Origin of the sequence: Microbulbifer sp. YPW16 (genome assembly GCF_021290385.1) — a bacterium.
In the GTDB taxonomy this organism is placed as follows: Bacteria; Pseudomonadota; Gammaproteobacteria; order Pseudomonadales; family Cellvibrionaceae; genus Microbulbifer; species Microbulbifer zhoushanensis.
On sequence record NZ_CP089928.1, the window covers coordinates 4024526 to 4038730 of the forward strand.

Here is a 14205-nt window from a genome sequence, read left to right on the forward strand (position 1 = left end):
ACAGTAAACCGACCCCCCTGGAAAAGCAATTGGCACATTCGCCTATAGCGGGCTCCAGGATTTGTTCGCAAGGTAACTCTTTTATATGCGCAAGGACCACCGCCCATACTGGCTCAAGCGATTGCAGGTGCGCCTGCGCAACTGGCGTGCGCGTCGCTTCCTGTGGCCGCAGTTTGACGCTATTGGCCGGGAGCCGGAAATCATGGACCCCGGTTCGGTGCAGGTCTTTGGTGACCGCATCCAGCTGGGTGACTTCCCCCACCTGATTTCCACACCGGATAACCCGATTCGCCTGACCACCCTGGGCCACCGGGGCAAGAAGGCGGAAATCCACATTGGCGATTACGTCCTTATTTCACCCGGCGTGCGCATTTCTGCCGAGCAGTCCATACACATCGGCAATGCCTGCATGATAGCGGCGAATACGTATATCAGCGATTCGGACTGGCACGGCCTGTATAACCGTACGCGTCCGTTTCGCTGTACCTCGCCGGTACGGTTGGGGAACAATGTCTGGCTGGGGGACAGTGTCATTGTCTGCAAGGGCGTGACGATCGGGGATAACTCCGTTGTCGGGGCCGGCAGTGTGGTGACCAGGGATGTCCCGGAAAATACCGTGGTAGCCGGCAACCCGGCCCGGGAAATTCGCAAGATCAACCCCGGTCGTCGCATGATCACGCGGGAGGCCCTGTTTGCCGATGCTTTCCGCCAGGCGCACAATATGGATGAACTGGACCGGATGCTGCTGGGGGAAAATACCCTGCGCGGCTGGTTGCGTGCCCTGGTCTCTCCGCGGCGCGGGGATTGAGAACCAGGGTGGGGCAGGGTAATGTCCAGGCCGGTGCGGGTGCGGGACCGCTGCAAGGCAGTGCCGTCAGGATAATTTAGCAGTCACAATAAATTCATGAAGAAACAGAAAAGTATCGTACTGGTCGGGATGCCCGGCGCGGGCAAAAGCACGCTCGGGGTGCTGCTGGCCAAGGAGCTCGCGCTGGATTTCGTCGATACCGATGTGCTTATCCAGCTGCGGGAAAACAAGACCCTCCAGGAAATCCTCGACGAAACGGATTATATGAACCTGCGGCGGATCGAGGGGGAGGTCATCAGGGCGGCTAACCTGCCGAAGCACGTGATCGCCACCGGCGGAAGTGTCGTGTACAGCGACGAGGGCATGAAAAACCTGTCCGGTTTCGGGCCGGTGGTGTTCCTCAATTGCTCTGCCGAAGAGTTGCGCCGCCGTATCCACAACTATGACAGTCGCGGCATTGCCAAGGCGCCGGGCCAGTCCTTTGCCGAACTGTTCGAGGAGCGCCAGGCGCTCTACCGCCAGTACGCGGATATCACTGTGGACTGCGACGGCCGGAACCTGCAGCAGGTGCTGGACCGGGTGCTCGAGCAGCTGCGGGAGCTGGACTGAGACGCACGTCACTTTACCGCTTCCCGGGGCCGCGGCAGGCAGGGGCCTGCCGCGCGGCCTAGAGCGGCAGCTGGGTGGTGTACTTCACCTGTTTGAGGGCGAAGGTTGAATTAACCGACGCGACATTGGGCAGGTGCACCAGAGTCCGCTTGAGTAGCTGTTCGTAGTGCTCTACGCTGTCCACCACCACGCGCAGCACATAGTCTTTATCGCCGCTGGTGGAGTAGCATTCAACCACTTCCTGGACATCGTGAACGGCGGACTCAAAGCTGTTCAGTGACTCCTCGTCGTGGTTTTGGATGGTTACATAGCAGTATACTGTGACTCCCAGGTCGAGTTTACGGGGGTCGAGCAGGGTGACCCGTCCACGGATGATGCCCTCTGCCTCGAGGCGTTTGATCCGGCGCCAGCAGGGCGTGTGGGAAAGACCCACTTTATCTCCGAGTTCCGCCATGGAATAGTCGGCGTTCTCCTGCAGCGCTCGCAGAATCTTGCGGTCAAAATCGTCCAGGTCTGTCGAACGCTTCATATAAACTCCTGTCCTACAATTTTTGCTTTAATCGAGACGGTCATCATAATTTTACGCCCAATGGTGTAAATAAAGCAATGATTCATTGCGCTTTAAGCACTAGTATGACCTGACCAGCTCGTCGTAGCCCTCCCGCCAGTCCCGGGCGGGGCCGCGCAACGGGCTACCGGCCCCGGAATTGGCCGCAACCCCCCGGAAAAGGGGGGCGGCAGGGGGACCTGGATTGCCGGAACAATAATGATCAGCACGAAACGGGCTTTTAGCAGAAGTTCGAGCGAAGAGAGAACCGGAAGTAGGCGTATGAGTGAAGCAGTCAAGAGCCCGCAGAACGCGGCGCAACCCCAGCCCCAGAAGATTTCCCTGGACGATCGCTATACCACCCTCAGGGGCAGGGTACTGCTGTCGGGCATCCAGGCACTGGTGCGCCTGCCCATCGACCAGATGCGCATGGACCGGGCCCGCGGTCTCAATACCGCCACTTTTATCTCCGGTTACCGCGGCTCGCCCCTGGGCGGCTACGACCAGCAGCTGAGCCGCGCCGGCAAGCTGCTGCAGGAGCACAACATCCGCTTTGTCCCCGGTGTGAACGAGGAACTGGCGGCGACTTCCGTCTGGGGATCGCAGCAGGTAGGCCTGTTCGAAGGCGCCCAGGTGGATGGCGTCTGTGGTATCTGGTACGGCAAGACACCGGGTGTCGACCGCTCCGGTGATGCGTTCCGTCACGCCAACGCGGCCGGCTCCTCCCCCAAGGGTGGTGCCCTGATCATTGCCGGCGACGACCACGGCTGCAAGTCGTCGTCCTATCCCGGGCAGTCCGAATTCGCCTTTGTGGATATGCATATCCCGGTGCTCAACCCATCCACCGTGCAGGAAGTGCTGGACTATGGCCACTACGGCCTGGAGCTGTCGCGCTTCAGCGGCTGCTGGGTGGCGATGATTACCCTGGCGGAAAACATGGACAGCTCTTCCACCGTGGAGGTGGATCCCGAGCGGGTGCAATTCAGTTACCCGGAAGTGGAGCGCCCGGAAGGTGGCCTGAACATCCGCAAGCAGGATAACCCGCTGGAACAGGAAGAGCGCCTGTGGCGCTACAAGCGCCCGGCTGCGCTGGCGTTTGCCCGCGCTAACAAACTGAACAAAGTGGTGCTCGACAACCCGCAGGCGACCCTGGGGATTGTCAGCACCGGCAAGGCCCACCTGGACCTGATGCAGGCCCTGGAAGACCTGGGCATTGACGAACAGCAGGCCCGCGACCTGGGTATCCGCATCCTCAAGGTGGGCATGACCTACCCGCTGGATGTCCCCGGTATCCAGGAGTTCGCCCGCGGGCTCGACCACCTGCTGGTACTCGAGGAAAAGCGTAGCCTGATGGAAGTGCAGCTGAAAGAGGAGCTGTACAACGTCCACCTCAAGGACCCGAATTTCCCCCGCATCCTGGGCAAGGTGGACGAGCACGATCAGCCGCTGATGCCAATGTACGGCGAGCTGTCGCCGGCGGTGGTGGCCCAGGTGCTGGGCCGGGTACTTGGTGACAGGGACCTTAGCGAGCGCGCGAAACACCGGCTGATGCGCCTGGACACCCTGGCCGAGCGTATTTCCCGGCAGGCCGGCTCCAGTGTGTCGCGCCTGCCGATGTTCTGTGCCGGTTGTCCCCATAACCGCTCCACCAAGGTACCTGAGGGTAGCCGTGCACTGGCGGGTATCGGCTGTCACTACATGGCCCAGTGGCTTGACCGCGAAACCTACACCTTTACCCAGATGGGCGCCGAGGGCGTCAACTGGGTTGGCCAGGCGCCATTCACCAGCGAGGAGCACGTATTCGTCAACCTCGGTGACGGTACCTATTTCCACTCCGGGATCCTCGCCATCCGCGCCTCCGTGGCGGCGAAGGTCAACATCACTTACAAGATCCTGTTCAATGATGCCGTGGCCATGACCGGCGGGCAGCCGCACGATGGCGAGCTGCACCCGGACATGATCTGCCGCCAGGTGCTGGCGGAGAACGTGGAAAAGGTTGTCCTGGTGATGGACAACCCGGACAAGTACCGGGGCATGCTGACTTTCCCGAAAGAAGTCGAAATCCGCCACCGCGACCACATGCCGGTGGTGATGGAAGAGCTGCGCGAGACCGCTGGCTGTACCGTGATCATTTATGACCAGACCTGCGCCACCGAGCTGCGCCGCAAGCGCAAGCGCGGCCTGCTGCCGCAGGCTGAGGGGCGCCCGTTCATCAACGAACTGGTCTGTGAGGGCTGCGGTGACTGCGTCAAGCAGTCCAGTTGTATCGCGGTGGAGAAAGTGGACACCGCCTTTGGGGACAAGCGCCGCATCAACCAGACCGGCTGTAACCAGGACATGTCCTGTGTGAACGGCTTCTGCCCCTCCTTCGTGACCGTGAAGGGTGGCAAGCTGAACAAACAGGCTGGTGTGGGCGACGTACTGCGCACCGAGGCCGGCAAACTGGAAATGCCGCAACTGCCGTCACTGGAGGAGCCCTATAACCTGCTGGTCACCGGTGTTGGTGGAACCGGCGTGGTGACCATCGGCGCGCTGCTGGCGATGGCGGCGCATATTGAGGGCAAGGCCACCAGCACCCTGGACCAGACCGGCCTGGCGCAGAAGGGCGGGGCGGTCTACTCCCACGTGCGGTTCGCCGCGGCGCCGGAGGCACTGAAAGCGGTGCGTATCTCTGACGGTCGCGCGGACTCCCTGCTGGCCTGCGACCTGATCGCCGCGGGTAACCTGCAGGCCTGCCTGGCCAAGCTGGACGAAACCCATTCCCGGGCTGTCGTGAACACACACCTGAGCCCCACGGCAGCCTCGGTGCTCGGGCGTGAGGATGCGCATTCGCCCCAGGCGGTGCTGGACACCATCAGTGACACTGTGCGCGAGCTGGAAGCGGTGGAGGGCCACAAGCTCACCGAAGCCGCGCTCGGTGACACCCTGACCGCCAACATTTTTATGCTGGGCTTTGCCTGGCAGAAGGGCATGCTGCCGCTGGGCCTGGATGCCCTGCAGCAGGCTATCGAGCTGAACGGCGTGGCGGTGGAGGCCAACCTGCAGGGGTTCGCCGCCGGGCGCCTGGCGGCGGCCGACCGGGCCCGCCTTGACCAGCTGCTGACAGGCACTCGCCGCACGGCGCAGCTGCCCCGCACGCTGGAAGAGATCGTTGCCCACCGGGTGGGGCACCTGACCGGCTACCAGAACGCCGAGCTGGCGCGTCGTTACCAGGCGCTGGTGGACAGGGTCAGGGATGCCGAGATCCTGCGGGTGCCGGCGAGCGAGGCCCTGGCGGAAGTAGTTGCGCGTTATTACGCCAAGCTGCTGGCCTACAAGGATGAGTACGAGGTGGCCCGGCTCTACACTGACGGTCGCTTCACCAGTGCGCTGGAAGAGAATTTCGCCGGCGATTTCGAACTGGAGTTCAACCTGGCACCGCCGCTGCTGGCACCGTTCGACAAGGCGCTGGGACGCCCGCGGAAGATGAAATTCGGCGGCTGGATGCACAAGGCGTTTGGCGTGCTGGCACGCTTCAAGTTCCTGCGCGGCACGGCGTTTGATATTTTCGGTTACACCGCCGAGCGCCGCATGGAGCGCCAGCTGATCGGTGAGTACGAGCAGCTGGTGGACCGGGTTATCGGTTCCCTCAATGCCGATAACCATGCCGCCGCGATCGAGCTGCTCAGTTATCCAGACCGTATCCGCGGTTATGGCCCGGTGAAAGAGGCCAGCGTCGAGGAGGCTCAAAAGTTCCGTAACGATGCGTTGGAGCGCTTCCAGAACCCCTCCAGTGGTACCGGTGCGAGCCGACCGGTCGAGGTGTTTGACCCCGCGACTGCGCAGCAGGTGGGATAACCAGGCACGGCAACAGGAAAGGGCCCTTCCGGGGCCCTTTTTTTTGTGCCGGGTTCCGTGCTGTGCTGCCGGCTACCAGCTCATCTGTGCGCGGATGCCCAGCTGGTCAGTACCGTCGCCGGTGAAGTCATCGTCACCGAAACGGAGGTTGAGCATAAAGCGCACTTTGGGGTTGTGGTAATAATTGACGCCCACAATCCAGCTGTCCGCTTCCAGGTCGGGTATCTCATCGTTCTGGATCGACTCATAGCGGGCCGTAAGCTCCCAGGCCCCCCAGGGGCTGCTGGGCTTGGCTGACTTGAAGACGCCTTTCTTGCTGTTATAGGGCTTGTGCTCACCGGTGATCAGCCAGCTGCCCTGGATATACCAGGCGTGGACGTCCTGGTCGCCGATAAAGCAGCCGAAATCCGGATCGCATTCAAACGTTGGCGGTGCGTCAAACAGGTCCTCGAAGAAGATCTCGGAAACCGAGTATTCGCCCTCGTAGTCGCCATAGGCGTATTCCATCTGGGCGTAAAACGGTCCCCAGGTGCCGGCCAGCTCCAGGCCGGTGATGTGTACGGCGCCGCCCTGGGAGCCGAGAAAGAATTCGTCGTCACCGAAATCGCCAAAGAAGAATTCCTCGTCACCGGGAGTCAGGGCAATCAGCTGGCTGGGTCCGCGTCGGCCGGCATAGTCGGCGTCGGCCTCAAACGGCTCCGTCTCCCGGTTGGCGTTTTCATAGCTGTATGAAGCGCCCAGGTGGATGGTGCTCAGCTCGTTGTTGATCGGTGCCCAGGTGAAGCGGCCTGCCGCACCGACGCCCTCATTGCGGGGAGTATCGGCGTTGCGCAGGTTAAACGCCATGATCCCGGCGGTGTAGCAGTCCCAGTAATTGTTCCAGCCAATGCCCTGCTGGAACTGGCGCCCGTCATAAATGCCCGTGGCGGTGGTAAAGGGTCGCTCCAGCATCAGGATTTCATTGGAACTGGTGAGCTCCTCCATCGCCCGGAACGGTTTGAACTGGCCGACCCTGATCTGCCCACCGTAAAAATCGTGGCCGATCCAGACCTCGCGGAAGCCGGCCAGGGTGTCGCCGGCGGCAAAATCCTGCTCAAGCTTGTATTCCCAGTTGTAAGCCTCGCCGGTCAGGGTGATCCGGGCGCGGCGGAATTCGGTGGTGCTGACAGGGTCGTCGATATCGGTATCGAAAAGGTAGGTATCAAAGTGAATGCGGCCACCCAGCTCGGCGGAAAAGTTTCCATCATCGGAAACGATTTCCAGGCCGCCACTGGTCTTGGCCGTGTCCGCGTGGGCGGGGATGAAAGAAAGCCCCAGCCATGCGGGTGTGAGCAGTGGGAGGATAAGCTTGCGGGTGTCCATACCAGGCTCCGGGATGCCGTTGCGTTCCGCACCGGGCACGGTGCCTCCAGAGTCTAGACAATGGCGTGTAGGGCGCTGCAATAATGGCGCGCGGGATCGCCTGTAAGGCGCAATATTACCGGCCTGTGAGTGTCCGGTTACAATGGAATCCAACCGCCGGCGAGGGCGTTGCGGTATTGCCGCGCGCCAGTTATCAGTTTGCCGGCGGTTGTTTCTTTCGGGAGGGAGTCCCGGGCCGTCCCTCGCCCGGGTTTGTTTGGCGGGGCTGTGGTCAGCTCAGAGCTGCTTCAGGCGGAATCCCTGCTGTTCCAGTCCCTCGAGCACGCTTCTTTCGCCGGCGAGATGCCCGGCGCCGACAATAACAAACAGGCTGCCATGCCGGTTGCTGAACTCAGCGATCTTTTCCGTCATGGTGTGGTTGCGGTCGAAGAAAATCACATCGTAAAGGGAGGCGTATTCGGGGTGTTCCCGCAGCCCCTCGGCGATTACCAGTTCGTACAGCTCGTCCATGTCACCGGACTTCCAGGCCGAAGTCATGCGCGGGACAAAGGACTGCACTTCCTCGAGTTGTTCCAGGGTCTGCTCCAGCAGCAGGTCCGGGTTTTCCAGGTTATTGAGCATCTCCAGCTGCGCCACGATTCCCTCAAGCTCCAGCACCGGCTTGTCTGACTTGTGCGCCTTGAGCAGGAAGTGGCGGTCGATACCCAGTCCGGGCTCCAGTCCCTGTGCCCGCAGCTCCACCATACTCATGCTGACCATGGCAATAGCCGGGCGCTGGCGCATGAACATGGCCTCGGGGATCTTGCGCCGCTCTAGCCACGCCTGCAATTGTCCGTAAACATCTGCCGACAGGTCATCTTTCAACGTCCGTTGCCCCTGGTAGACAGAGGCCTGCATGATTTGCTGTTGCAGCGCCAGGTCGGATTCAGCGGCCAGGACATCGGCCTCGACCACCAGTGCGTCACTTTCCCCGTAGGCCTGTTCAATTTCCTCGCGCAGTGGGTAGAAACCACTGTTGGCCAGGTGTACCGAGCCCAGCAGGTAGACAGTCTGGTTATCTTTCTGGGCAACCCAGAATACCCCCTTGTCGTTGGCCGCGAAGGCCAGCGCAGAGAAGGCCAGGAACAGCAGTGCGGTCCATGCACGAGCGAGATTTGCGTATGAGAGGAGCCTGGTGTGTTTCATCAAGATTTTCCTTATGAATTTTCCCTGTGAAAATTCCATTACCTTGGCGGGCCATGCTAGCACGCCAGGAATCTGTGATTCGAGCTGGCTAACCTGCCTGAACGCACGGATTGTAAAAAATGTGTTGTGCACCTCGGCAGAAGTTCCCTGTTTCCGGACAATAGCCGAAAAAAACATAGTACGGGTTTTGACGTTACATGCGAGTAGTTCAAATATTGCCCGATTTTGACGGGGGAGAGCTGGCGCGGTCCACCCTGGACCTGGCCCAGGAACTGATGCGACGAGGCCACGAGTGTATCGTCATTTCCAGTGGCGGCGAGCTGGTGCCACGTCTCACCATGCGGGGCGGCAGGCATTTCCAGTTGCCGGTCAGCAAGCGTTCCCTCTTGAGCCTGCGGGTTGTGGGGCGGTTACGAAGGCTTTTGCGCGACCTGGACGCTGACGTACTGCATGTCAGTGGCGCTGTACCCGCACGGCTTGCGTGGCAAGCCTGGCGGCGTATGCCTGCGGCTGCTCGTCCCCGCCTGGTTACCAGTGCGCACGATGAGAGTGGCAATGGCTTTTTTACCCGGGCACAGGTTTATGGGGAGCGGGTTATCGCCGTGTCAGAGTGGCTGGCCAAATCCCTGCACGAACGCAATCCCAGGCGCCTGGCAGGTTCCCCGAATGTAATCTGGCGCGGCGTGAATACCCGGGAATTCGATCGCTCGGCAGTTGTGTCCGGCCAGTGGCAGTTGCGTTTGCTGAACGAGTATCCCCAGCTGGAGGGCAAGAACTGGTTACTGATTCCGGCCCCCCTCGCACCCGGCAACGGGCAGCAGGTTTTCCTGCAGTTGCTGTCCGCGCTGGGCCGGGAGCGCGGGGACGTTTTCGGGCTGGTGGTGGGTGACCCACCCGTGGGGCAGGAAAAGTTTGCCCGCAAGCTGGAAAAACTCGCCCTGGACCTGGGCCTCGAGGATAAGGTGCTTTTCCTCGGGGCCCGCCGGGATATGCGCGAGCTGTATGCCAGTTCGCAGATTACCTATCACCTGGCAGAGCAACCGGGGCCGCATTCAGCCAGGGTCAGTGAGGCATTGGCAATGAACTGCCCGGTGATGTGTTACAGCGACGATGGTGCGGCGGAAACCGTGCAGCGCTGTTTTTCCCGGGGCCTGGTGGAGCGGGGCGATTTTGATGGGCTGGTACAGAAAAGCCTGTCAATTCTCGATCGGCGGGGTGAGCTGAATTTCGCCGGGCTCAGTGTCGATGAGACTGCTGCGCAGGTCTTGCAGATTTACGAAGAGCTCTGTCAGTCCCCCACAGCCTGATCGCGGGCCAGCAGCTTGCAGTAAACTTCCCAGGTCGCAGAGGCCATGGAGTCCAGGGTGAGCTGCTGTGCCGCCCGGGAAAATACGGGTGCAAAAACACTGTCCAGCTCATCTCTTTCCCCGAGTGCTGCCCGGATTCGCTCTGCCAGGTGTTCGGGGTCATCTGTTCCCAGCAGGAAACGTGGCGGCACGAACTCCTCCGCGACGCCGACCTGGCGGCACAACACGGGCCTCCGCTGCAACAGCGCATCGATTAACAGGTAGGTAGATTCCTCGCTGCGTGATGGGATTACGGTGATTGCCGTTGTCGGTTGGGCTGCCCCATCCCGGGCGGCGGTAAAGTGGACCCGGTCATCGATTCCCAGTATCTCGCAGGTTTTTCTCAGGTTTCCCTGCTCGGGTCCTGAGCCCGCAACTGTCAGGGAAACCCCGGGCAATCCCGCTACTGCCTGGAGTAACTGTTCTGACCGGTTCGTTTTGGTGAGCCGGCATGGCAGCAGCAGGTCAGTTGCGCCCGCCGGTGGCTGCTGGTTGCCGGGATCACCTGGCGGCTGGGGTTCAATGCCGTTGGGAATCACATGCCAGGACAGCCGGGAGTTGGCAACCGCAGACTGGCTCACGGCGATGCGGGCATCGAAGGCGCTGGCAAGCTTGTCCCGTGGGTGGCGGACATTGTGCCGGGTAATGATGTGCTTCAGGTTTGTATAGGGCTGGACTGCAGCCAGCAGTTGCGCTGACTTGCTGCCGTGTCCGTGGACGATCTGGAAGTTGCCGGCGCGCAGCTGGTTGGCCAGTCGCCAGACCAGGTTGGGGTGGTGGCGGCTCCGGTCAGTGTTCAGGGGAATAAAATCAACGGCCCCGTCCAGCACCTCCCGGTAACGGGGGTGGGCGATAACCGTAACCGTCGCGCCGGTATTGTGGGCCTGCCAGCGACTCAGGTCGACCACATGTCTTTCAATACTGCCATGCTCGCGGCTGGCAATCAGGTGGCAAATATTCTGGATCATTATTAATTCAGCTCTGCGCCCGTTCCGGGGCCGTTCACTGTAAGTTCGCACTGTTATGCCCGCCGGAAATTATTCCTGGCTGTTTCCGGGTAATGCAAGACCTGTGCGCAGGGCACAGCGACCCCGCGGCAAATGCTCAAAGGCACAGGGCGGAATTGCTGCTTCATCCTTCAGTTGTTAAATATTCTCGGTGGTCGCGGTGACAATACGGTGATCGGCGGATGACGCTTTTGTTACCGCAGTGTTGGTGCCTGGGGGAGGGCGTGTCGGGCGATTACCGGCAATCGCCGGGATTGCTGGTCAGAAAGAAAAATGCCAGTTGATGGAGGCGAAATCGAAGCCCGGGTTGGGGGTGTTGGTGTAGGCGTTGGAGAAGTGGCTGTAGCGCAAGGACACAGAGCAGCCACCGGGCAGGCGGTAACCGCCGACAAAGTGCAGGGCAAAGTTGGGTTTCGTGGTCAACTCGATGTCACCGAAACTCTTGTGCGTCAGGTAGGCGGCGCCGACGCCGGCCTCGGCAAAGAGACCATGGTGGTTGCCGCCGGGATACCAGCGCAACACCGGTTTCAGCTCGAGGACCTCCTGGTGCTGGTCTTCCCCCAGGTGCTGCTCCCAGAGCCGGGAATAACTGCCCTGTACCCACCATTGCCACAGACCCGAGCGAAACTGGAACCCGGCAAAGTCATGGGCGTAACTGAAACCGGCCATCTCAGCGCTGGAAATCGACTCACTCTGGATGAGTGTATTATCCAGGCCCTTGCCCGCACTGATGATAAATTCCTGGTCGGCCATGACCGGGGCGGCGTTGATCAGGGTGCCGAGAAAAAGGGCGGGCGGGATTCCGCGCATGAAACTCACTTGATTGGTCGATTTACGTGGTGGCCCGATGACGGTTGCTGGCCCGGGTCAGGGAAAAGCCTAGCCAGATATTCAGCGATGGCAAGTGGCGCGTCAAACGCAGAGTGCCGCCACGGTGCAAAAAGGCACGGTGGCGGCAGTCGGGGGGCTGGTGCGTTGCGGTGGCGCGTCAGCGCCACTGCCGTTTGAGCTGTCGCAAGGCGTCGGAATGCAATTGGCGCGCGCGTTCCTGGCTGAGCCCAAGCTGTTCACCGATGACCCGGAAAGAGCAGTCGCGGTCAGAGAGCAGGCCATAGCGCAGGTTGAGAACGGTGCGCTGTCGTGCCGGCAGGCGCGCCACTGCCTCGCGCAACCTCTCCGCCAGTTCCTGGTTGGTGACCAGTTCATCGGTGTTGTAGAGCTCGTCCGCCGGCGCGTAGTCGAGGCGCGTACTGCTCTGGTCCTCGGCCACCGGCTCATCGAGGGAGCCCGTGGGGCCGGGTAGCTTGAGCAGGCTCTGGACGCGCTCCAGGTCGAGCCCGGTGTGTTGCGCCAGGTTCTCGTCCGATGCCGGGAGGCCCTCAGCCCGCACTTCGGCGATGGCCCGGTAGATAGCGCGCAGGTCATCCTGCACATTGGCCGGTTGGCGCACTAGGTCATCGTTGCGGCGCAGGGCGAGCTGGATTTCCTGCTGGATCCACCAGTACGCATAGGTGGAAAAGCGGTAGCCCATCTGCGGCTTGAAGCGCTCGATGGCTTTCATCAGCCCGACGTTGCCCTCCTGGATCAGGTCAATAAAAGGCACTGCCGGGTTGCGGAAGCGTTTGGCGATGGCGATGACCAGCCGCAGGTTGCACTGGATGAGTTTCTTGCGCTGTTCCTGGAATCGCCGCAGCAGGCTTTGCAGGGAACTGCGGTCGCGCCGGGACAGTTTGCCGGTATCGAGCAGCTCGCGGGCGCGGGCGATAATCAGCCCATGGTCGTAGGCCCCGGTGCTGCCGCGCTGTTCGACCCCTTCGCTGCGTAACTCCACCAGTTCCGTGCCGCGTTTTTGCAGCAGGGCAATCAACTTGTCCTCCAGCTCGCGGAGCAGGGACGTGGTGGTGTTTTCCTCCTCGGGGGTCAGGAGCTGCAGCCGATACAGGTGCTTGAGGTAATTCTGCATCGGTGAGCCGCCGCTCTCCGCCGTGCGATCCTCCCGGGCAGGTTCGTCTTTCCCTGCCGGCGCGGCAGATTCGACGGGGCTTTCGGTACCTTCCGCGTCAGCATCGCGGGAGAATGACTCGTCTGTGTCCTTCAGCCATGCTTCATCCCTTGAGTGAAAGTTTTCGCGGGACAAGTGACTACACCTTCTGTTGGCCTTGTGACTGACAGCACGCCGGCCCGCGAAGGGCGATGGCGCCTGTTTCTTCATTGAATATAGAAGAGTGTTGAATGGTGCGCCGGACTATTGGTGACCGAAAGGTTTTGTTTCACTCCCGCCGGGAATGGGCTGGGCGTGGTCCCTGCGCCTGGATATCGAAAGTGAAATCGATGCGCTCCGCGACCCGCAGCGCCCCCATGGCGGCGCTGAATGGCCGCAGTCCCAGCTGGCGGTGAGTGAGGCTGAAGTTCCCCCGGGCTCGCAGGCCCCGGCCTGTGCGCTGCACGGTGGCCGGCACCAGCACGCGGACCTGCCGGCCGGCGATGGTAATGTCCACGGGTATGGTGAGCTGGTGCGGGCCTCGGCCGGTGGGAATGCTGGCGCTGCCGCTGAGGCGGATCTGTCCGAAGCGCGCGCTGTTGAGTAGTGCGGGGCCGAGCATATTGGCCCGGGTGGCGGCCCTGTCGCGGGCAGAGAGGCCGGAATCGAAGTCGGGCCCATAGCGGCGGCGCAGTACGGGATTATCGACCTCCAGGCGGGATACCGGGAATGCCAGGTTAAAGCGGGCGCTGCCGTCCGGGGCGAGGCCCACCTGGCCGGAGAGGCCGTGGGCGGCGATGACGTGGTTGTGGCCCAGCCGGCCCAGCGGGCCGCTGCGGTAGACGCGCCAGTGCAGGTCGGATTGGCCCGGGTCGATGGTATAGGCTTGCGTGGCCGCCCAGGCGCTGCCGGGGATCAACCACAGCAGGCACAGGCCGATCAGCGGGACAGGGAAGCTCCCCGGCATCTGGACACCATTTTCTTCCTGCTCTGCAGGAAGCGTAGCCTGCTGCCCGCCCCTTGCCGGAGTTGGTGCCGGCGGTCGTTACCGGGTGGCCCAGGCGGGAGTTCAGCGAACGCGCTTTACGCGGATAGAGCGGCCTCCATCGGCATCGCGCATGAAGAAAGAGCCAAACAGGCCGCGATCCACTTCCACCTGCTGGCCCGCTTCCCAGCTGACAAACTTGCTGTCATTCTGTCGCCAGACCTGGCCGTTCTCCAGGTAGAAAATGTGTTTGCCGTACGCCCCTTCCTCGACCTTCTCTATGGTCGCGACAATGGACTCGGGCGCCTCTCTGGTGGCGGCCTCCTGCTCTTTGCCGAAGTTCTTCCTGGCCAGTTCATCCAGGGAGCCGGCCACCCGGTCAAAGCAGGCAAGTCGCTCTGCGTCCGCCTCAATCCCGGCGCAGTCGCGCAACTGTTGTGGCAGGGGATCTGCCTGGGCGAGGGCGGGGCACAGGGCCAGGAGGGCGAGGAGGGTGATCTTGCGCATGGGTACCGTCATTCCATTCATTTGGCGGAAA

12 protein-coding genes are annotated in these 14205 nt (G+C 61.7%); 4 read left to right on the forward strand and 8 right to left on the reverse strand.

Going from position 1 to position 14205, the window contains the following annotated elements; all coding sequences use genetic code 11:
- Nucleotides 1–85 precede the first annotated feature (85 nt).
- Both LVE68_RS17490 and LVE68_RS17495 read left to right on the forward strand, forming a co-directional pair.
- Nucleotides 86–808: an acyltransferase gene (locus tag LVE68_RS17490; protein WP_232941728.1), complete on the forward strand. Its 723-nt coding sequence runs from the start codon at nt 86–88 to the stop codon at nt 806–808.
- 96 nt (nt 809–904) lie between these two features.
- Nucleotides 905–1417, forward strand: coding sequence for a shikimate kinase (locus tag LVE68_RS17495; protein WP_232941729.1), 513 nt, complete (start codon nt 905–907; stop codon nt 1415–1417).
- A gap of 58 nt (nt 1418–1475) precedes the next feature.
- Here the strand turns inward: LVE68_RS17495 and LVE68_RS17500 are convergent, their stop codons facing one another.
- Nucleotides 1476–1946: an Lrp/AsnC family transcriptional regulator gene (locus LVE68_RS17500; RefSeq protein ID WP_232941730.1), complete on the reverse strand. Its 471-nt coding sequence runs from the start codon at nt 1944–1946 to the stop codon at nt 1476–1478.
- 300 nt (nt 1947–2246) lie between these two features.
- Between LVE68_RS17500 and LVE68_RS17505 the strand changes: the two genes are divergently transcribed.
- Nucleotides 2247–5801 carry an indolepyruvate ferredoxin oxidoreductase family protein gene (locus tag LVE68_RS17505; RefSeq protein ID WP_232941731.1) on the forward strand — a complete coding sequence of 1185 codons (3555 nt, stop codon included), beginning with the start codon at nt 2247–2249 and terminating at the stop codon, nt 5799–5801.
- A 72-nt stretch (nt 5802–5873) separates the two neighbouring features.
- On the opposite strand, the gene LVE68_RS17510 is transcribed toward LVE68_RS17505, so the two are convergent.
- Together LVE68_RS17510 and LVE68_RS17515 are read right to left on the reverse strand one after the other, a co-directional pair.
- The gene (locus LVE68_RS17510; RefSeq protein ID WP_232941732.1) at nt 5874–7163 is read right to left on the reverse strand and encodes an OprO/OprP family phosphate-selective porin; all 1290 of its coding nucleotides are present in this window, start codon (nt 7161–7163) and stop codon (nt 5874–5876) included.
- A 276-nt stretch (nt 7164–7439) separates the two neighbouring features.
- The gene (locus LVE68_RS17515; protein WP_232941733.1) at nt 7440–8348 is read right to left on the reverse strand and encodes a TraB/GumN family protein; all 909 of its coding nucleotides are present in this window, start codon (nt 8346–8348) and stop codon (nt 7440–7442) included.
- Nucleotides 8349–8545: 197 nt separating this feature from the next.
- On the opposite strand from LVE68_RS17515, the gene LVE68_RS17520 reads away from it, so the two are divergent.
- Entirely contained in the window at nt 8546–9655 is a 1110-nt protein-coding gene (locus tag LVE68_RS17520; RefSeq protein WP_232941734.1) for a glycosyltransferase, read from the forward strand.
- Here the strand turns inward: LVE68_RS17520 and LVE68_RS17525 are convergent.
- The 5 genes from LVE68_RS17525 to LVE68_RS17545 form a co-directional block, all read right to left on the reverse strand.
- Entirely contained in the window at nt 9637–10662 is a 1026-nt protein-coding gene (locus tag LVE68_RS17525; RefSeq protein WP_232941735.1) for a glycosyltransferase family 4 protein, read from the reverse strand. The two genes, LVE68_RS17520 and LVE68_RS17525, sit on opposite strands and share 19 nt — an antisense overlap.
- Before the next feature lie 300 nt (nt 10663–10962).
- On the reverse strand, nt 10963–11511 hold the full coding sequence (locus LVE68_RS17530; protein WP_232941736.1) for an acyloxyacyl hydrolase: 549 nt from the start codon (nt 11509–11511) through the stop codon (nt 10963–10965).
- A gap of 178 nt (nt 11512–11689) precedes the next feature.
- Nucleotides 11690–12838: a sigma-70 family RNA polymerase sigma factor gene (locus LVE68_RS17535; protein WP_232941737.1), complete on the reverse strand. Its 1149-nt coding sequence runs from the start codon at nt 12836–12838 to the stop codon at nt 11690–11692.
- A gap of 133 nt (nt 12839–12971) precedes the next feature.
- The gene (locus tag LVE68_RS17540; RefSeq protein ID WP_232941738.1) at nt 12972–13649 is read right to left on the reverse strand and encodes a YceI family protein; all 678 of its coding nucleotides are present in this window, start codon (nt 13647–13649) and stop codon (nt 12972–12974) included.
- Nucleotides 13650–13751: 102 nt separating this feature from the next.
- Entirely contained in the window at nt 13752–14174 is a 423-nt protein-coding gene (locus LVE68_RS17545) for a hypothetical protein (protein WP_232941739.1), read from the reverse strand.
- Nucleotides 14175–14205: the final 31 nt, after the last annotated feature.